This is a genomic window from Lysobacter sp. Soil_C_15 (genome assembly GCF_057657315.1).
On sequence record NZ_JBDGIR010000002.1, the window covers coordinates 302718 to 322840 of the forward strand.

The 20123-nt window shown below is 69.7% G+C and carries 14 protein-coding genes; 4 read left to right on the top strand and 10 right to left on the bottom strand.

What is annotated here, in order from left to right; translation table 11 throughout:
• Window positions 1-43 precede the first annotated feature (43 nt).
• From tssL to AC3A57_RS05280, 4 genes are all read left to right on the top strand, one after another.
• Window positions 44-1291: a type VI secretion system protein TssL, long form gene (tssL, locus tag AC3A57_RS05265; RefSeq protein WP_487577937.1), complete on the top strand. Its 1248-nt coding sequence runs from the start codon at window positions 44-46 to the stop codon at window positions 1289-1291.
• 8 nt (window positions 1292-1299) lie between these two features.
• Window positions 1300-4902, top strand: coding sequence for a type VI secretion system membrane subunit TssM (tssM, locus tag AC3A57_RS05270; RefSeq protein WP_487577938.1), 3603 nt, complete (start codon window positions 1300-1302; stop codon window positions 4900-4902).
• 63 nt (window positions 4903-4965) lie between these two features.
• Complete coding sequence (locus AC3A57_RS05275) at window positions 4966-6144, top strand: hypothetical protein (protein WP_487577939.1); 1179 nt, start codon at window positions 4966-4968, stop codon at window positions 6142-6144.
• Window positions 6145-6519: 375 nt separating this feature from the next.
• Window positions 6520-6894 carry a VOC family protein gene (locus AC3A57_RS05280; RefSeq protein ID WP_487577940.1) on the top strand — a complete coding sequence of 125 codons (375 nt, stop codon included), beginning with the start codon at window positions 6520-6522 and terminating at the stop codon, window positions 6892-6894.
• 79 nt (window positions 6895-6973) lie between these two features.
• Here AC3A57_RS05280 and AC3A57_RS05285 read toward each other — a convergent pair whose 3' ends face one another.
• The 10 genes from AC3A57_RS05285 to AC3A57_RS05330 form a co-directional block, all read right to left on the bottom strand.
• Window positions 6974-7378, bottom strand: a complete 405-nt coding sequence (locus tag AC3A57_RS05285) for a DUF4288 domain-containing protein (protein WP_487577941.1) — start codon at window positions 7376-7378, stop codon at window positions 6974-6976.
• Between the two features lie 2 nt (window positions 7379-7380).
• A complete protein-coding gene (gene recJ, locus AC3A57_RS05290) occupies window positions 7381-9105 on the bottom strand; it encodes a single-stranded-DNA-specific exonuclease RecJ (RefSeq protein WP_487577942.1) in 1725 nt (574 codons plus the stop codon).
• A complete protein-coding gene (locus AC3A57_RS05295) occupies window positions 9102-10052 on the bottom strand; it encodes a phosphoglycerate mutase (protein WP_487577943.1) in 951 nt (316 codons plus the stop codon). Before AC3A57_RS05295 ends, recJ begins: the two co-directional genes overlap by 4 nt.
• Window positions 10053-10069: 17 nt before the next feature.
• Complete coding sequence (greA, locus tag AC3A57_RS05300) at window positions 10070-10546, bottom strand: transcription elongation factor GreA (protein WP_221672533.1); 477 nt, start codon at window positions 10544-10546, stop codon at window positions 10070-10072.
• A 256-nt stretch (window positions 10547-10802) separates the two neighbouring features.
• Window positions 10803-14048, bottom strand: coding sequence for a carbamoyl-phosphate synthase large subunit (gene carB, locus AC3A57_RS05305; RefSeq protein WP_487577944.1), 3246 nt, complete (start codon window positions 14046-14048; stop codon window positions 10803-10805).
• A 3-nt stretch (window positions 14049-14051) separates the two neighbouring features.
• A complete protein-coding gene (locus AC3A57_RS05310) occupies window positions 14052-14456 on the bottom strand; it encodes a four helix bundle protein (RefSeq protein WP_487577945.1) in 405 nt (134 codons plus the stop codon).
• Window positions 14453-15607, bottom strand: a complete 1155-nt coding sequence (carA, locus tag AC3A57_RS05315) for a glutamine-hydrolyzing carbamoyl-phosphate synthase small subunit (RefSeq protein WP_487577946.1) — start codon at window positions 15605-15607, stop codon at window positions 14453-14455. Before carA ends, AC3A57_RS05310 begins: the two co-directional genes overlap by 4 nt.
• A gap of 446 nt (window positions 15608-16053) precedes the next feature.
• Window positions 16054-16989 (bottom strand): zinc metalloprotease, encoded by a 936-nt coding sequence (locus tag AC3A57_RS05320; RefSeq protein WP_487577947.1) that lies wholly within the window; start codon window positions 16987-16989, stop codon window positions 16054-16056.
• A 118-nt stretch (window positions 16990-17107) separates the two neighbouring features.
• The gene (gene dapB / locus AC3A57_RS05325) at window positions 17108-17833 is read right to left on the bottom strand and encodes a 4-hydroxy-tetrahydrodipicolinate reductase (protein ID WP_487577948.1); all 726 of its coding nucleotides are present in this window, start codon (window positions 17831-17833) and stop codon (window positions 17108-17110) included.
• A gap of 51 nt (window positions 17834-17884) precedes the next feature.
• Entirely contained in the window at window positions 17885-19816 is a 1932-nt protein-coding gene (locus tag AC3A57_RS05330) for a DUF3857 domain-containing protein (protein WP_487577949.1), read from the bottom strand.
• Between the last annotated feature and the right edge of the window lie 307 nt (window positions 19817-20123).

Here is a 20123-nt window from a genome sequence, read left to right on the forward strand (position 1 = left end):
ACCGCGCTCTTTCCGCCTACGCCCATATGCCGGAATCTCCGCCATGAATCTGCTCGCCCTGGCCGCCAAACCGCGCACCGACGCCGCACCGCCGTCCGCTTCCGATGGCGCCGATCCCATCGCCCTGCCCGACCGGCACGGCGGCGGCAATCCGCTGGTCGCCGCCGCCAATCCGCTGCTCGACCTGCTGCCGACGATCCGGCGCAGCAAGCACCACGACTCGCCCGAACGCCTGCGCGAGTACCTCGCCGCGCAGGTGCGGCGGTTCCAGACCCGCGCCCAGCAGGCCGATATACCGCTGGAGACCATCGTCGCCGCGCGCTATTGCCTGTGCACCGCGCTCGACGAAGCCGCGGCGCTGACGCCCTGGGGCGGCGGCGGACTGTGGTCGGCGCACAGCCTGCTGGTGACATTCCACAACGAGACCTGGGGCGGCGAGAAGTTTTTCCAACTGCTGGCGCGACTGTCGCAGCAGCCGCACGCGCACCGGCAGATCCTCGAGCTGCAGTATTTCTGCCTGGCGCTGGGCTTCCAGGGGCGCTACCGGATCGTGCCCAACGGCCAGGCGCAGGTGGAGAACGTGCGCGAGCGCCTGCTCAAGCTGCTGCGCGAAACCGGCTCGCCCACCGCCGCGGCGCTGTCGCCGAACTGGCGCGCCCCGCTGCCGAAATCCGAGGCGACGCGGCGCTGGATGCCGGCGTGGGTATGGCTGGTGTTGGCCGCGCTGCTGGGTTGCGGCGCCTTCATCGGCTTCCTGACCGCGCTGCAGGGCTACGGCGACCGAACCTATGCGGCGATCAACGCCATTTCCCTGCCCAAACTCGACACCTTCGTGCAGGCGACCCGCCTGACCGGCCTGCTCGCCGACCAGCTCGCCGACGACCGCATCTCCGTGGTCGACGAGGCCGACCGCAGCGTGGTGACGATCCGCGGCGACGGTCTGTTCGATTCCGGCTCGGCCCAGCTCAAGGACGGCTATCTGGCGACCATCCAGCGCATCGGCAGCGCGCTCAACAGCGCCGAAGGCACGGTGCGGATCATCGGCCACACCGACTCGCAGCCGATCCACAACCAGAGCTTCGCCTCCAATACCGAACTGTCGCAAGCGCGCGCCGACGCGGTACGCAACTTGCTGGTGCTGTCGCTGCAACGTTCGAAGGACATCCAGGCCGTCGGCCTGGGCGCCGAACAGCCGGTCGCCGACAACGCCAGCGCAGAAGGCCGCGCCCGCAACCGCCGGGTCGAAATCATCCTCCAGGCACCGGCCGACGCCGAGCAACCGCAACTCTGAGGTCCGTCATGTACTGGATATTCCGCATCTTCGGCCGCTTGTTCTCGATCCTGTTCTCGCGCGAGCTGTGGCTGTTCCTGGCGATGTTGCTGGTGCTGGCGCTGATCTGGGCCTACGGGCCGGCGCTGGACATCAACGGCTGGCGTCCGCTGGAAACCAAGCTGTGGCGCTACGTGCTCAGCGGCGCGATCGCGCTGTGGTGGCTGGTGCGACTGTTGCGCCGCTGGCGCTGGTCGCAGGCCGGCGGCGCGCGGGTGCTGGAACGGATGCGCCAGCCCGGCCGGCTCAAGCGCGACGCCGCCGCGCCGCGCGAAGCCGCCCACGATCCGTTGCGCGCCGGCTTCGACGGCGCCTTGCGCAAACTCGGCACCGTCCCGTCGGAAGCGCGCGGCTGGTGGGGGCGCCTGCTCGACCGACTGAGCCAGCAGTACCGCTACCGGCTGCCGTGGTACCTGGTCGTCGGCGGTCCCGGCGCGGGCAAGACCTCGGCCCTGCTGCGCGCGGGGATCGATCTGCCCGATCCGGACGCCGACCCGGCCGGGCTGTTCTCCGACCACGCCGGCGATGGCGACTACGCTTGGCTGTTCTCCAATCACGCGGTGCTGATCGACGCCCCCGGCCAGGCGTTCGATGCCGACGGCCGCGCCGAGGCCGAAGACGCGCGCTGGCTGCAACTGCAGAGCTTGCTGCGCAAGCACCGCAGCCGGCAGCCGTTGAACGGCGTGGTGCTGACCGTATCCCTGCCCGAGCTGCTCGGCCTGGACGACCGCGGCCGCATGCGCCAGGCGGCGCTGCTGCATCGCCGTCTGCTCGACCTGCAGGCGCGGCTGGCGTTTCGGATTCCGGTCTACCTGCTGCTGACCAAGCTCGACAGCGTGCAGGGCTTCCGTGAGTACTTCGACGGTCTGGACCGCGACGCGCGCGAACAAGCCTGGGGCTTCGCCTTTCCGGCCGGGTTGTCGTCGGAGCAGGCGATCAAGCGCTTCGACGCCGAATACGGGCTGCTCGCCGAGCGCCTGCACGCCGGCGTGCACGACGTTCTGGAACGCGAACCGGAGCTCGACGACCGCTGGGCGGCGTACGTGTTCCCGCAACAGTTTTCGACCTTGGGGCCGGTGCTGAAGGAGTTCTTCGCGCGCGTTTTCGCTGCGTCGAAGTTCGAGTCCGGGTTGTGGCCGCGCGGCGTCTACCTCAGCAGCGCCGCGCAGCACCAAGCGATCGTCGATCGGGTGTCCGATCCCAATCTGCCGGGCCTGACCGCGCTGCCGGCGCGCACGCCGCGCCCCGGCGCGGGCCAGGGCCTGTTCCTCAAGCGCTTCTTCTCCGACGTGGTGTTCGCCGAATCGGGCTTGGCCGGCACCCATCCGACCTGGCGGCGCCGGCACCTGTGGGCGCACGTCGCCACCTGCGTGCTGATCGCCGCCGCGCTGAGCCTGGCGGTGTGGGGGTGGACGGTTTCCTACCGCAACAACCGCGACTATCTGCAGGAAGTCGCCCAGCGCGCCGAGCGCTTCGAACGCACCTCGCCCAAGCAGATCGCCCTGCCCAGCGGCGCGGTCCAACCCTTGTCGCCGTTGCTCGACACCTTGCTGAGCTTGCCGCAGAGCCCGAATCTGGACACCGCCGATCCGAAGCTGAGCTATCGCTTCGGCCTGTACCAGGGAGCGCGGGTGCAGGGCGCCGGCGACGCGCTGTACCGCCGCGCCCTGGTCGAGAAGCTGCTGCCGCAAATTGCCGTGCGCCTGCGCGACATCCTCGCCGACGCGCCGGCCGAGGACGTCGAGTACTCCTACCAGGCCCTGAAGGCTTATCTGATGCTGTACGACGGCGAGCACTACGACGCCGACTTCCTCGCCGCCTGGCTCAACTGGAACATCGAGCGCAACCTGCCCGCGACCGTCACCAGCGAGCAGATCAAGACCATGGAGGCGCACATCGGCCGTCTGCTGAAGCCCGGCGCGTTGCCTTCGCCTTATCCCATCGATCGAGGCCTGGTCGACGCCACCCGCATGCGCATCACCCAGGTGCCGATCAGCCAGCGCGCCTACCAGCGCCTGCGCCGCAAGCTGCTGCGCACGATCGAGATGGACCCGATCACCTACGTCAGCACCGGCGGACCGCAGGCGGCGCTGGTGTTCCGCCGCCGCAGCGGACGCCCGCTCACCGAAGGCATCCCCGGGCTCTACAGCTATCGCGGCTATTGGGAGGTGTTCAACAAGCAGGTCTCCAGCGCCACCTCCGACCTGGAGAACGACGACGCCTGGGTGCTGGGCGTGCGCCAGCTGCAGGGCCTGGACGACATCGCCCGGCGGCGCCTGGTCGGCGAGGTCAAGCGCGAGTATTTCAACGACTACGTCGAGGTCTGGGACCAGTATCTGGACGATCTCAGCCTGGCCAGCAGCGAGTCGCTGACCCAGAGCATCCAGATCGCGCGGGTGCTGTCCTCGCCCGACTCGCCGCTGAAGCTGTTCCTTCAATCGGTGGCGCGCGAAACCCATCTGCTGCGCGGACGCGTCGGCGATCGCCGTTCGCTGCTCGGTCGCGCCCAGGAAGGCATCAGTCAGGCCCAGCAGGCGCTGACCGACGTGTTCGGCGACGCCCTGCCGACTCGCCGCCGTCCGGCCGAGAACCAGCGTTTCCTGGAGAGCATCGTCGACGACCACTTCGATCCGCTGCGGCGCATGGTCGCCGGCAACGCGCCCGACGGCAGCGGCCCATCGGCGCTGGACGGCACGCTCAAGACCATCGACGAGCTTTACAGCTATCTCAACTCGACCCAGTCCGCCCAGGCCACCGGCAGCCCGCCGCCGCCGCCCGACGTGTTGAGCAAGCTGCAATCCGAGGCCGGGCGCATGCCGATACCGCTGCGGCAGATGTTCGACGAGTTGTCCGGCATCACCACCCGCCAGGTCAGCGGGGTCGGCCGCAGCAGCCTGATCGGCAATGCCGAAGCCTCGGTCGGCCGGCAATGCCGGCAGATCATCCAGGGCCGCTATCCGTTCGTGCGCGACGCCGAGCGCGAGGTCTCGGCCGAGGATTTCGCCCGCTTGTTCGCTCCGGGCGGGCTGATGGACGCGTTCTACCAGAAGCACCTGGCCGACCGCATCGACATGAGCACCCAGCCGTGGTCGTTCCGCGACCCCGGCGCGGGCGCCGAACCGGTCGATGCGGCCCTGCCGGTGGCGTTCCAGCGCGCCGAGGTGATCCGCGACGTTTTTTTTCCCTCGGGTGAGCGCATGCCGACGGTCCGCCTGCGGCTCACCCCGGTCGACCTGGATCCGGCCATCGAGCAGTACCAGTTGAACATCGACGGCCAGACCCTGCGCTATGCGCACGGCCCGCCGACGCCGGCGAGCATGACCTGGCCCGGTCCGCGCGGCAGCGCGACCGCGCAGTTGCAGATCAGCCCGGGCACCGACGCGATCCGCACCGAGGGCACCTGGGCCCTGCACCGCCTGTTCCAGCGCGGCCGGATCAAGCCCGGCGCGGCGCCGGAGGACTTCGTCGTGTCCTACGGTTTCGGCGGCCGCAAGCTGTCGCTGCGGGTCGCGGTCGGCGGCAGCCGCAATCCGTTCCATCTGCCCGAACTGGAGTCCTTCGCCTGCCCCTGAACGCCGCGCGGCGCCTGTACGCCGGCGCCGCCTATCCCCTGGAGTCGTCATGAAGGAGTCGTCATGAAACTGATTCTCGTCGGCCGGCCCGGTACGGCCTGCGAAACCGACAAAGCGGTGCAGTTCGACCATCGCGGCGGTACGCTCGGCGCCGATCCCGAAAACGACCTGGTCCTGCCCGCCGTCGACGGCAACGTCGCCGCGCGCCAGGCCAGCATCGTGCGCGGACGCGGCGAATGGCGATTGCGCAACGAAGGCAAGCGCTTCGTGGTCGTCAACGGTCGCTGGCTGGAATGCGGCGCCGAACGCGCGTTGGCCGACCACGATGTGATCGAGATCGGCGATCACGTGTTGATGGTCGAGGACGCGACCCTGGACGAAGACGTGGCGGACGACGCGATCGCCGAACCTGCGCTGGCCGCTTCGGACCCGGCCGGCAATCCCTTGCGCGCCTATCCCGCCGACGACCCCGGCACGCCGCCATCGCCGCTGGGCGAACGCGCAGGCGCCGGCCTGGACCCGGCCGAACTGCTCAACACGCCGCTGGACCCGCTGAGCCTGTTTCCCAGCGCCGGGCATGGTGCAGGCGGCGCCGGCATGGACCTGTTCGACCCCGGCGAGCCGCTGTCGCCGGCCGACCCGACCTCGCTGGCGTTCGCGGCCGAAGCGCCGCGCGCATCCGTCGACGGCGGCTTCGGCCTGCGCGCGGTCAAGGACACCATGCCGGAGTTCTCCGGACCGATGCAGATCCGCATCGCCGAGGACGCCGCAGCGACGGCGACGCCGCCGCTGCGCGACCAAAGCGGACTGGCGGCCGCGCTGCAGGCGTTCTCGATCGAGTCCGTGCCGGCGGAGGCAGCGTCCGCGGCCGAGCCGAGCGACCCGGTCGCGGCCGCGGTGCAGTCGCCCGATGTCGCGCTGGCCGATGTCGCGCCGCCCGAAACCACGCTATCCGAAACTGCGCGATCGGACGCCGCGCATGCGCCGTTGCCGAGTACCGCAGAGTTGATCGCCTCGTTGACGACGCCGGTAGCGGCTGCGTCGGTCGCAGGTTTCGGCAGGCCGCCGACGGCCTTGGCCGGGCCGGAACTGGTCGAACAGCACTGCAGCCTGGCGCGCGCCTTTCTAGAAGGCGCCGGCGCCGACATCCATGTGGCCCAGGACTTGTACAGCCTGGACTTCATGCACCGTCTCGGCGGGTTGGTGCGCAACCTGCGCACGCTGGCCGGCGCCGGCGGGTGAATCGGCGACGCAAGCGCGGGTCGGACGGATGGGATGCGCTTGGCTCGAACCTGGGCGCCGGCGGGGCTCTGCGCGAGGCTTGAGAGCAAATCCCCCTGCCGGTCCGGCCAGCAGGCATAACCTGCTGGCGTCGATCGTGCGCGAACCTGCGGTTCGCAAGCGCAGGCTCTCACCCTTTTTCGAAGGGGAGGAACGGCTTGGCGGGACCAGCATGAGGCAGCGGTTTGGGGCAGAGCGCTTGATCGGGTGCCCGATAGCCGGTAGGTTCGGCCGGCGTCGCCTTGCGTCGATCCGACCCGCTGCGATCCGGTCGCAACGCAGCATGAAGGCGGCATCCGTCGATGCGGCTTTTCGCGCCCGTGCATGGAGGCCACCGTGCCCACATTGAACGTTTCCGACCTTCGCCCCTTCATCCCTGCACAGGACTTCGCCCTGTCCAAGCGCTTCTACGCCGCGCTGGGTTGGGAAACCCGCGACGTCGACCGCGGGCTGGCCCTGGTAAGCCTGGGCGAAGAACAGCACTTCTACATCCAGGACTACTACATCAAGGAAGTCGCCGAAAACACCATGCTGCACCTCACCGTCGACGACGCGCCGGCCTGGCATGCGCACGTCGCCGCGGTCCTGCGCGACGGCGATTTCGCCCCGGCGCGGGTGCAGCCGCCGCGCCGGCAGGACTACGGCGCCAGCGTGGTGTTCGTGCACGACCCGGCGGGCGTGCTGCTGCATCTGTGCCAGTGGGATCGTTGATCCGCACGCCCCAGACGTCTTCAAACAGGACCCGAGCCCTTGCGAACCGAGCCGCAAGCGGCTTCGACATGGACAACAACTAGTCGCTCGACTTGGCGCCTAGGTGTTCCTTGATCTCGCTCAGCGGTTTGGCGCGCTGCCTCAGCTCGCTGAGCCTGACGGCCTCGTGATCTTCCCACATGATCTCGGCACCATCCTCGAGAGGCTCGTAGATGGGCAAGAGCTCGGTCACGCCCTCGAACAGCCATTGCACTGGAACACCTTCGTCCCCGCCCTTGTAGGGAGCGGTTTCGGACTCCGCCAGGGCGACTACTTTTTTGTATGCATCATCCAGGTTGCCGGCTCTTACGATGACCGTGTTTTCCCAAACGGGGAACTCGCCGTCCGGATCGTCATTGCCAGGAGCATCGAGCTCGATGAACCGAAGCACGTAAGAGGCCACGTACCAGCCCACGGGCGAGATGTCTTTCGAGTAACCGGTCATGGTCAGAGCGACTCTCGATAAACGATATTGAGCTGGATCGCATCCCCGCCCCGGTAATCGTCCGGTTCCAGCCGGAACGCCACGAGGATATGTTTCGGCGGCGGCACGCCGTCCCAGCCGTTGAACTGGATCGCGTTCAGCGGCTCCGCCCTGCCCGCCACGCGCAGGGTCAGCTTCAGGTGCTTCTCGCCGAGCACGCGGTGGTTGAGCACTTCGCAGTGGGCATGGAAGGTCGGCTCGGGAAAGCCTTGGCCCCAGGGGCCGCCGTCGCGCAGGCATTCGGCGTGGCGGCGGTCGAACTCGGCCGGTTGCAGTTCGCCGTCGCTGAGGATGTCGGCCTGCAGCAGCTCCGGGGTCAGCAGGCGCTGGGCGCAGGCCTCGAAGGCTAAGCGGAACGCGTCGAAGGCCTCGCGCCGCAGCGACAGGCCGGCGGCCATGGCGTGGCCGCCGAAGCGTTCGATCAGTTCGGGGTGCTGCGCGGCCACGTCGGCCAGGGCGTCGCGGATGTGGAAGCCCGGAATCGAACGCGCCGAGCCGCGCAACTGGTCGCTGCCGGGCTCGGCCGGGGCGAAGGCGATCGCCGGCCGGTGCAGGCGTTCCTTCATCTTCGAGGCGACCAAGCCGACCACGCCGGGATGCCAGTCGGCGTCGTACAGGCACACCGCCAGCGGCGCGCTGTCCGCGTCGAGAGCGACGCGGGCGAACGCGCTCTGCGCCTCGTCGGTCATCTGCTGCTGCACCGCGCGGCGCTCGGCGTTGATCTCGTTGAGGGTCGCGGCGATCTCGCGCGCCTGGCCGGCATCGTCGGTGAGCAGGCATTCGATGCCGAGCGCCATGTCTTCCAGGCGCCCGGCCGCGTTGAGCCGCGGCCCGACCGCGTAGCCGATGTCGGCCGCGGTCAGCCGCCGGTAGTCGCGCTGCGAGACTTCGATCAGCGCGCGCAGGCCGGCGCAGCCTTGGCCGGCGCGCAGGCGGCGCAGGCCGGCCGCGACCAGGGCGCGGTTGTTGGTGTCCAGCGGCACCAGGTCGGCGACCGTGCCGACCGCGACCAAGTCCAGCAGCACGCTCAGGTCCGGGCCTTTGCCGTCGGCGAAGGCTCCGGCCTCGCGCAGGCGCCGGCGCAGCGCCAGCAGGACGTAGAACATCACCCCGACGCCGGCCAGCATCTTGCTCGGGAAACCGTCGCCGGGCTGGTTGGGGTCGACGATGGCGTCGGCCTCGGGCAGGCGCTCGCCGGGCAGATGATGGTCGGTGACCAGCACCTGCCAGCCGCGCGCGCGCGCCGCGGCGATGCCGGCATGGCAGGCGATGCCGTGGTCGACGGTGACCAGCAGGTCGGGTTGCAGCGGCGCCAGTTCCTCGACCAGCGCCGGCGACAAGCCGTAGCCGTGCACGATCCGGTTCGGCACCGCATGCGAGACCCGTTGCGCGCCGAGCATGCGCAACCCGCGCACGCCGACCGCGCAAGCGGTGGCGCCGTCGCAGTCGAAATCGCCGACCACCAGGATATGGCGTTGCGCGGCGATCGCCCGCGCCAGCAGTTCGGTGGCCCGCTCCAGCCCGAGCAGGCCGTCGAGCGGCAGCAACTGGGTCAGCTTGGGCTGGGCGAGAGCCACGTCGGTGGCGCCGCGCGCGGCGTAGATCCGCCGCAGCAGCGGCGGAATGCTGTCGGGAAAATCGCCGCTCTCGCTCGGCGGCCGGTGACGCAGACGTGCGGCCGGGGTCATTGCGCCGGCTCGGGGTCCAACAGCGAACGCAGCGGCTTGCGCCAGAAGCGCCAGCGCTGCGAACGCGCCAGTTCGAAGCGCTCGCCGTCGGCGAAGGCCAGCACCGCGCGCTCGATCGCGCCGGCATCCAGGGCCTGGCCGATCGGTTCCAGCCAATCGCGCTGGACGATCGCCAGGTCGCGGGTCGCGCGCAGGTCGAACAGGCAGGCGCCCTCGCCCGCGCTCCAGCGCGGCGGCAGCGCCTGCGCGGCGACGCCGGCCTGGGCGCCGAACGCGGTCAGCGCTTCGTCGTCGCTGAATACCTGCGCGTAGTCGCTGCGCACATGGTCGGGCAGCACGCCGGCGCCCCAGAACCACAGCGAGTTGATCGGCGCCAGCCCGGCGGCGATGCGCTGGGCGTTGTGCGGGTGGTTGTGCAACACCACCTGCGCCTCGCTGAGCAGGCTGCGCCAGCGCCGGCCTTCGGCGCCCTCGCCCTCGGGCAGGTGCTGGAACAGATCTTCGCCCAGCGCCTGCTCCGGCGAAGCGAACCGCGGCAGCCGCGCCTCGCGCGGCAGGCGCAGGTACCAGCGGGTCGGGCTGGGCGCGTCGATCGGAAAGCCGGCGTCGCCGAACAAAGGCCGCAGCGCCGGCAGCAGCGCGGCGCTGTCGCGCTCGCTCAGCGCCAGCGCCTGGCCGTAGGCGAGCAGGCGCGCGCCGTTGATGTCCGGGCGCACGTAGGCCGGATCGGCGCGCAGCCAGGCCGCGTGCGCGGCGTCGCCGGCATCGCGCTGGCGGGTCACCGCCGCGACCGGCCAGCCGCGCGGCAGGATGTCGAACGCGCGCGCGGCCTGGTCGGCCGCCTCGACCTGGCGGTCGGCGCGGCCGAGCCGGCGGCCGAAGGCTTCGCCGAAGCGCTGGCCGCCGTAGCGCGCGCGCGCCGGCAGCAGGACGGTGGCGGAATTCATGCGCGCGGGGCCGCGGCTCAGCCCTGGTAGCTGACGCCGACGATCTCGTATTCGCGGGTGCCGCCCGGCGCTTCGATGACGACGCTGTCGCCCTCGTTCTTGCCGATCAGGGCGCGCGCCACCGGCGAGGAGATCGCGATCAGGCCCAGCTTGATGTCGGCTTCCAGGTCGCCGACGATCTGGTAGGTCTTTTCCTCGTCGGTGTCGACGTCGGCCAGTTCGACGATCGCGCCGAACACGACCTTGGAGCCGGCGTTGAGCTGGCTGATGTCGATGATCTGGGCGTGCGACAGCTCGGCTTCGAGCTGCTTGATGCGGCCTTCGATGAAGCCCTGCTGTTCGCGCGCGGCGTGGTACTCGGCGTTCTCCTTGAGATCGCCGTGCGCGCGCGCTTCGGCGATCGCGTTGATCACCGCCGGCCGCTTGACCGTCTTCAGTTCGTCCAGCTCGGCGCGCAGACGCTGCGCGCCCTTCGCGGTCATGGGTGCTCTCATTGCCTTCCTCTCGCCGGACGCCGCCGGCCCATCGTGTTTGACTGTAACGGCATTGTGCCGGGAACGGGACGGCTTGGCACCCCGCGGCGGGGCGCCTGCGCGGAACGTGTGACCGATCCCGGGGATTCGACCGTCGCCTTGCTCCGGCCTGGCCGGCCGCAGCGGGTTTCGCCGTAGCCCCGGCGGCGCGCGGACGCGCCGCCGGCTAGTGTGCCTGCGAAACGGATCGGCGATCCGACCGGCGATCGCGGCCCGGTCAGGCCGCGCCGATCTGCGCGTGCAGCTCCTGCAGCGACCACACCGGCCCCTGGCCGCGGTAGTCGAGCGAGTTGACCAGCGCGCGCGCGCCCGACACCGTGGTCGAGTACGTCACCCGCTGCTGCAGCGCTTCGCGGCGGATCGAGAACGAGTCCGAGATCGCCTGGCGGCCTTCGGTGGTGTTGATGATGTAGACGATCTCGCCGTTCTTGATCAGGTCGACCACGTGCGGGCGGCCCTCGGTGACCTTGTTGATCGACTCGCAGGCCACGCCGTGCCCGCTCAGGAACTCCTGGGTGCCGCGGGTCGCGACCAGGCTGTAGCCGCGGCGCACCAGTTCCTGCACCACCGGCAGCACGCGCTGCTTGTCCGGGTCGCGCACCGAGACGAACACCTTGCCGACCGGCGGCGCCTTGATCCCGCCGGCTTCCTGGGCGCGCGCCATGGCCGCGCCGAAGTTCTTGCCCACGCCCATGACCTCGCCGGTCGAGCGCATCTCCGGGCCGAGGATCGGGTCCACGCCCTGGAACTTGGCGAACGGGAAGATCGCCTCCTTGACCGAGTAGTAGTCCGGCACGATCTCCTCGACCGCGTCCTGCGAGGTCAGGGTCTGGCCGACCATGCAACGCGCGGCGATCTTGGCCAGGGCCATGCCGGTGGCCTTGGACACGAACGGCACGGTGCGCGAGGCGCGCGGGTTGACCTCGATCAGGTAGATGGTCTCGTTGCCGTCGGCGTCGGTCTGGATCGCGAACTGGGTGTTCATCAGGCCGACCACCTTCAGCGCCTTGGCCAGGGCCACGACCTGGGCGCGCAGTTTCTCCTGGGTGGCGGCCGACAGCGAGTACGGCGGCAGCGAGCAGGACGAGTCGCCGGAGTGCACGCCGGCCTCTTCGATGTGCTCCATCACCCCGCCGATCAGCACCCGGCCTTCGCGGTCGGCGATCACGTCGACATCGACCTCGACCGCGTTGTCGAGGAAGCGGTCCAGCAGCACCGGCGAATCGTTGGAGACCTTGACCGCGTCGCGGATGTAGCGGGTCAGATCGGCGTCGGAATAGACGATCTCCATCGCCCGGCCGCCGAGCACGTAGCTCGGGCGCACCACCAGCGGGTAGCCGATCTGGCCGGCCAGGGCCAGCGCCTCGTCGGGGTTGCGCGCGGTGCGGTTGATCGGCTGGGCCAGGCCCAGCTCCTGGACCAGCTTCTGGAAGCGCTCGCGGTCCTCGGCCAGGTCGATGCTGTCCGGGGTGGTGCCGATGATCGGCACGCCGTTGGCTTCCAGCGCGCGCGCCAGCTTCAGCGGGGTCTGGCCGCCGTACTGCACGATCACGCCCTTGGGCTTCTCCAGGTCGGCGATCTCGAGCACGTCTTCCAGGGTCAGCGGCTCGAAGTAAAGCCGATCGGAGGTGTCGTAGTCGGTCGACACGGTCTCCGGGTTGCAGTTGACCATGATGGTCTCGTAACCGTCCTCGCGCAGGGCCAGGGCGGCGTGCACGCAGCAGTAGTCGAACTCGATGCCCTGGCCGATGCGGTTGGGGCCGCCGCCGAGGACGATGATCTTGTCGCGGCCGGTCGGCGCGGCCTCGCACTCGTCCTCGTAGGTCGAGTACATGTAGGCGGTGGTGGTGGCGAACTCGGCCGCGCAGCTGTCGACGCGCTTGTACACCGGGCGCACCTTGAGCGCGCGGCGCAGGATGCGCACCGCGGTCTCGTCGGTGCCGGTGAGCTGGGCGATGCGCGCATCGGAGAAACCCTTGCGCTTGAGCGCGCGCATGCGCGCCTGGTCGAGCGCGGCCAGGCCGGCTTCGGCGACGTCGCGCTCGGTCGCGATCAGCTCTTCGATCTGATCCAGGAACCAGGGATCGACGAACGACAGCGCGTGCACGTCCTCCACGCTGAGGCCGGCGCGGAACGCGTCGCCGATGTAGAACATGCGCTCCGGGCCGGGCTCCTTGAGCTCGCGCTTGAGCCGGGCCAGGTCGACCTCGCTGGCCAGGTCCAGGCCGGTCGGGTCGAGGCCGACCTTGCCGGTCTCCAGGCCGCGCAAGGCCTTGTGCAGCGACTCCTGGAAGGTGCGGCCCATCGCCATGACTTCGCCGACCGACTTCATCTGCGTGGTCAGGCGCGCGTCGGCCTGCGGGAACTTCTCGAACGCGAAGCGCGGGATCTTGGTGACGACGTAGTCGATGCTCGGCTCGAACGAGGCCGGGGTCGCGCCGCCGGTGATCTCGTTGCGCAGCTCGTCCAGGGTATAGCCGACCGCCAGCTTGGCGGCGATCTTGGCGATCGGGAAGCCGGTGGCCTTGGAGGCCAGCGCCGAGGACCGCGACACGCGCGGATTCATCTCGATCACCACCACCCGTCCGTTCTTGGCGTTGATGCCGAACTGGACGTTGGAGCCGCCGGTGTCGACGCCGATCTTGCGCAGCACCGCGATCGAGGCGTCGCGCAGGCGCTGGTATTCCTTGTCGGTCAGGGTCTGCGCCGGGGCGACGGTGATCGAGTCGCCGGTGTGCACGCCCATCGCGTCGAAGTTCTCGATCGAACAGACGATGATGCAGTTGTCCGCCTTGTCGCGGACCACTTCCATCTCGAATTCCTTCCAGCCCAGCACCGATTCCTCGACCAGCACTTCGGTGGTCGGCGACAGCTCCAGGCCGCGGTTGACGATCTCGATCAGCTCTTCGCGGTTGTAGGCGATGCCGCCGCCGCTGCCGCCGAGGGTGAACGAGGGACGGATGATGGTCGGGTAGCCGACCCGGGTCTGGATGTCGAGCGCCTCTTCCAGGGTGTGGGCGACCTCGGCCTTGGGGCATTCCAGGCCGATTTCCTTCATTGCCACCCGGAACAGCTCGCGGTCCTCGGCCATCCGGATCGCCTCGCGCGAGGCGCCGATCAGTTCGACCTTGTACTTCTCCAGCACGCCGTTGTCGGCCAGGTCGAGCGCGCAGTTCAGCGCGGTCTGGCCGCCCATGGTCGGCAGCAGCGCGTCGGGCTTTTCCTTGGCGATGATCTTCTCGACCGTCTGCCAGTTGATCGGCTCGATGTACACGGCGTCGGCCATGTTCGGGTCGGTCATGATCGTGGCCGGGTTGGAGTTGACCAGGACCACGCGGTAGCCCTCGTCGCGCAGCGCCTTGCACGCCTGCGCGCCGGAGTAGTCGAACTCGCAGGCCTGTCCGATCACGATCGGGCCGGCGCCGATGATCAGGACGGTTTTGATGTCGGTACGCTTGGGCATGTATTAGCTCCGGGACTCGGGACTCGGGACTGGGGACTCGGCCCCGAGTCGGCGAATCAGGGATTGGTGAAGGCGTTGCAGCATCTGCCCCACCCGATCAGATAGGTCTATCGCGGACTGGCGCAGGCCGTCTTCGCCCAGGGCCAGTTCGCCCGATAACAACAATTGCGTCTGCAGCTCGGCGCAAGAACCCAGCGCCATGGAAACGAAGCGCGCGTAATCCTTGGTCGAATGCCGCGCATTGCCTTCGGCGATGTTCGAAGGGATCGATACCGCCGACCGCTGCAGCTGCGCCGTCAGGCCGAACCGTTCGTCGCGCGGAAAGCCCGCGGTCAGTTCGTACACGTTCTTGGCCAAGGTCATCGCCAATTGCCAGACTTCCAGTTCTCGATAGTGCGAGATGCTCATCCCGCCCCTTTCGAGTCCCGAGTCCCGAGTCCCGAGTCCCGCATCGCATCGACGAAACGGTCGAACAGCGGCGACACGTCGTGCGGGCCGGGGCTGGCTTCCGGGTGGCCCTGAAAGCTGAACGCCGGCGCGTCGGTCAGGGCGATGCCCTGGTTGCTGCCGTCGAACAGCGAGCGGTGGGTGATCCGCACGTTGGCCGGCAGGCTGGCTTCGTCGACCGCGAAGCCGTGGTTCTGCGAGGTGATCATCACCCGGCCCGAATCCAGGTCCTGGACCGGGTGGTTGGCGCCGTGGTGGCCGAACTTCATCTTCAGGGTCTTGGCGCCGGAGGCCAGGCCGAGCAACTGGTGGCCCAGGCAGATGCCGAAGGTCGGGATCTTGCGGGCGACGAATTCCTTGATCGCGGCGATCGCGTAGTCGCAGGGCTCCGGGTCGCCGGGGCCGTTGGACAGGAACACGCCGTCCGGATTCAGCGCCAGCACCTCGGCGGCCGGGGTCTGCGCCGGCACCACGGTGACCCGGCAGCCGCGCTCGGCGAGCATGCGCAGGATGTTCAGCTTGACCCCGAAGTCGTAGGCGACCACGTGGAAGCGCGCCGGCGCGTCGACGAAGGCGTTGCGGTCCAGGTCGAGCTGGCCGGCGGTCCATTCGTAGCGCTCGCGGGTGCAGACTTCCTTGGCCAGGTCCATGCCCTTCAGGCCGGGGAACTTGCGCGCGGCTTCCAGCGCCTTCTCGACATTGATCTCGCCCGCCATCAGCGCGCCGTTCTGGGCGCCGGTGTCGCGCAACAGGCGGGTCAGCTTGCGGGTGTCGATGTCGGCGATCGCGACCACGCCGCGCTCGCTCAGCCACTGCGGCAGCGCGACCTGGCTGCGCCAGTTGCTCGGCCGGCGCGGCACGTCGCGCACGATCAGGCCCGAGGCCCAGACCTGGCGCGCCTCGTCGTCCTGGTCCGTGCAGCCGGTGTTGCCGACGTGCGGATAGGTCAGCGTCACCAGCTGGCGCGCGTAGGAGGGATCGGTGAGGATTTCCTGGTAGCCGGTGATCGCGGTGTTGAATACGACTTCGCCGACGCTGAGGCCGGGCGCGCCTACGGAAACGCCCTCGAACACGGTTCCGTCTTCGAGGGCGAGGATTGCGGGTTGGGTCACGGGGGTCGCCTTGGCTGCCGAAGGATCTGATCCCGTGCGCGACTGCGGCAAAACGCGAGTTGCAGCAAAGCGCGGACGCGGTGCTGGACCGGTCCGGCGTTCGGGATTCAGGCGAGCCGGAATTGTAGCGGCGAAGCCCCCCGGGCGCCAGCGTTTGCGCAGCCCGATTCGCCCCGGCCCGCGCGCGGCGGCGCGCGGACGCGGCCGCCGTTCAGGCAGTCGGCCCCGCGGCGGGCAGGCCCGTGCCGGGCCGTCGCGACCGCTGCGGCGGCGCCTGGACGGTGCCCGCCAGGCGTTTCCCCCCTCGCCCGCCCACCTTCGCCGCGGCCCGCTCAGGCCGCCGCGAAGGTCTGCAGCGCAAGGCCCGCGCGGACTGCCCGAGCAAGCCGCTCAAGGCAATGCGCCCGGCCCGAGCAAGCCCGGACCGACCGTTCAGGCCAGGCCGTTCACGTTCCCAGCGAGGGCTTGTAGGTCGCGACCATGTCCTGCATGCGGATGCTCTGGTCGTCGGAGAACGTGGTCATGCACGAGTCGTAGCTGTAGTCCATGAAGTTGGTGATCGGATCCAGGCCGCCGCCCGGGCAGCTGTCGCGGCCGACCGGGCAACCGGAGCTCGGGCTGGCCTGCGGCGGCGTGTCGGCGACGAAATCGCCCGGCTCGCTGCAGCCGCCCTCGAAGGTGTGTTCCAGGCCCAGGTGATGGCCGACTTCGTGGGTGACCGTGTCGCCTTCGTTGTAGTTGCTCGACGAGCCGCCCGGCAGCGATGAATGCAGCACCACCACGCCGTGGCGCTTGGACGACTCGGGATAACTGTCGGGCAGATAGGCATAGCCCAGGTAGCTGCCGGGCTTGCAGGTGTAGATGTTCAGATTGCGCGCCGGATCCACCGCCAGCGCGTTCTTCATCTTCATCTCGTTGTTGACGCAGTTGCCGTACCAGGTGTTGTTGCGGGTCCGGGTCACCCCGGCCAGGGCGAATTGGAAGCCGCGTCCGACGTAGGCGGCGTTGAGCACCCGCATCTGCTCGGCGATGCGGGCGTCGCTGACGTTGCCGGTGTTGTCGGTGCGGGTGACCACGTGGAACCAGACCGGCACGGTCTTGCTCGCCGCCGTCGCCGACCACGCGCCGTTGCGCAACGGCGTAGCGGCGCGCAGCTGCTGCAGGCGGCGCTCGACCTCGCGCCGGCGCTGCGGCGTGGATGGCGGCGCGCCGCAGCGCAGGCCGTCGCGCTGGAAACCGTGCTCGTCGACGATCTGGATCAGCGGCTGGCGCTGGTAGCCCTCGGCGCCGGCCACCACGGTCTCGGCATCGCCGGCGGCGGCCGGCCCGACCAGCAGCGACGCGGCGACCGCAGCGGCTGCGAACATCCCGTTCTTGCCCATGATCTGCCTCCCGGAAAGTAAAAACGCCGCGGATCTGCGGCGTTCTCACTGTGCTCCGGCGCCGGCCCGGCCTGCAGCGCGATTCGCGCCGCAGGCCCGGCGCGGAGCGCGGGCGGCATCACAGATTGGGAAACATCAGCTCGGCCAGGCCGTAGCGCCCCGGCGCCTGATGGGCGACCCGCAGCGCCGCCTCGAGCGCGCCGCGGGCGAAGATGTCGCGGTTGGTGGCGCGGTGGATCAGCTCCAGACGCTCGCCGGCCGCGGCGAACTGCACCGTATGTTCGCCGACGATGTCGCCGGCGCGCAGGCTGGCGTAATGCGGCGCCGCGCCGCGGCCGATCTCCGCCGCCGCGCCCAGGTGCAAGGCCGTGCCGGAGGGCGCGTCGAGCTTGCGGGTGTGGTGCGCCTCGACCACGTCGCAGTCCCAGCCCGGCAGCGCCGCCGCGGCGCGCCGGACCAGCTCGGTCAGCACCGCCACGCCGAGGCTGTAATTGGCTGCCCAGACCACCGCGATGGCGCTGGCGGCCTCGTTGATCGCCGCGTTCTGGGCCGAGCTCAGGCCGGTGGTGCCCGACACCAGGGCCTTGCCGCGCTGCGCGCACAGCGCCAGCACCGGGTCGAAGCCCTGCGGCAGGCTGAAATCGATCGCGACGTCGAACGCCGGCGCGCCGTCGAGCTCGCTGGAGGCGAACTGCGGCACGCCATCGACCACCCGCTGGCTCGGCTGCGAACGCGAGAAAGCGGCGACCACCTGCACGTCGTCGCGCTCGGCCGCCAGGCGCAGCAAGGCCTGGCCCATGCGCCCGGAGGCGCCGTGAATCAACAGTCGTAGGGGTGCGCTCATGCGCGCAGGCTACCGGCTGCGCGGCCGCGACGGCAAGCGCGGCCGCGGCGCCTATTGCTGGTACACCACCTGCGCCTTCAGGTTCGGCCGAACCTTGCGGGCGAAATCGCGGTAGCTGCGGTTGTACTCGTTGCTGCACACCGGCCCGGCGGTCGCATCCTCGATCACCCGGCTCGCCTCCAGCACCTGGCCGTCGAGCTTGTAGCGCGCGACGTAGCTGGAGTCGCCCGAGCGCAGGCTCAGGTCCGGCGGCACCGCGATGACCTTGACCGTCTGCGGAAACTCGATCCGGTAGATTTCCTCCGAACGGCCGCCGCCGCAGGTGCCGTCGCCGGTCAGCTTGTCCAGCGCATCCGTGCCGGCGCTGCCGGTCAGCGCCGCCACCGGCATCGGATTGAAGAACAGCGGACCGAGCGGGAACGCGCCCGGCATCGGCATCGCGTCCTTGACCTCGAACTCGGCGCGGTAACGATGCTCGGCGCGCAAAGGCTTGGGGTCGTCCTGGGTGAAAGTCCCCTGTGCGGTCAGGCCGCTGGACTGGAACAGCTTCTTGACCATGTCCTTGGCGTCTTCGGCGCTGAGCTCGCGCAATCCGGCGCGGGTGCTGATCGCCGGCAAGCCGGCCAGTTCGACCTCGACCTGGCCCTTGACCGAACCGTCCTCGAGGATGACCAGCCGGCTGACCATGCGCTGGCGGTTGCGCAGCGGCGCGAAGCCCGGCGTACGCGCGGCCAGGTCCGGCCGGTCGATGCGCAGCACCGGCTTGCCGGCGATGACCGCCGGCAGCTCGCCGAAGGGAATGCCCTTGGCGGTGGCGTCGACGTACAGATCGAACTGCGGCAGATAGTTCAGCACGTGATTGACGCTGGCCACCACCGGCACCGACGGCAAGCTGTAGACGTTGCCGGCATTGATCAGGGCCTGGGTCGATTCGATGCCCTTGGCCGACAGCAGCGCCTGCAGCAGGGTGGCGTGGTCTTTGCAATCGCCGAGACGGTTATCGAGCACGAAGGCCTGATCGCGCGGCACCACCGCGCCCAGGCCGATGCAGTTGCCGCCGTAGTCGATCTGGGTCGACACCCACTCGTACAGGGCCTGGGCCACCTCGCGCGGGGCGGTCTTGCCGGCGGCGATCTCGTCGGCCAGCTTGCGCACGCGCGCGCTGGGCTCGGCCTTGGGCAGGGCCCGCGCCGCGTAGGCGCGGGCGATGTCGGCATAGCCAGGGAAGGTCGAGAAGGCGAAACCGGGGAAGCGCTCGATCTGGTACACCGAGTAGTCGTTGGTCTCGTCCTCGACCGGTTCGCGGTTGCGGTAGCTCCATTCGATCAGGCGGCGGCCGCCGGCGACCTCGTCGCGCACGGTCTTCAACCCGCCGAAACCGCGCGCCTGCGCGGTCAGCGCCGCCGGAGCGTCGATGCGCACGCGCACGTCGCCGTAGTAACGCTCGCTGCCGCCGAAGCTTTCGATCTCGGAAAAATGGCCGTCGAACATCGGCTGGATCGCGGTCAGGCGGTAATCGATCACCACCGTGTCGCCGACCGCGACCTCGGGGAAGACCACGCTGGTGGTGGCCCGGTCGGAGAACGCCGGACCGCCGCCGGCGCGGCCCTGGTGGGTCTCGACCTGGTAGTTCGACTTGGGCACTTCGACCCGGCGTCCGTCGGCTTTCTGGGTGTAGGCGGCGATCACGTCCAGGCGCTGCAGGCTGGCGCTGTAGCTGATCGAGCGGTGCTTGGCCGCCTCGACCGCGCGCTCTTCCATCACCTTCACCGCCATTTCGCGCCGCTCGCTGTAGGCGCCGTCGGGTTCGATGCGGTAATCCACGTGCAGACGCTCGATCCGCATCGGCTCGGCTTCGGCGGGCTTCGCGGCCGGCGCCTGGGCGGCGGCGGGCGCGGGCGTTTGCGCGGCTTGTGCGCCGGCCATGCCGGCCGACAGACTCAAAGCGATCGCGGCCGAGAGCCGCAACATGATGGTAGGCATCCTTTCGTCCCCGTTTCCCTGAAAGACGGCGCCGGACCGCGTCCGCGCACCGCGCCGCGATGGCGGCGCGCCTGTTCTACCACATCGCCGCGACGCCGCAAGCGGTCGCGAACGATGACGGATCCAGGCACATTGAATCGGCGGCGCGGGGTCGCGGCCGCGGCTTGCGACCGAAGGACATTCCCGCGGGACGCCGCTCCTACCCCAAGGACGCGGTTTCGATCGGTGGCAAGGCGGCCGACGGCGCTGCGCGTCCCGGGTCGCGGCTTATGCCGCTGCTACAGGAAGCGGCGACGCCCTGTCGTTC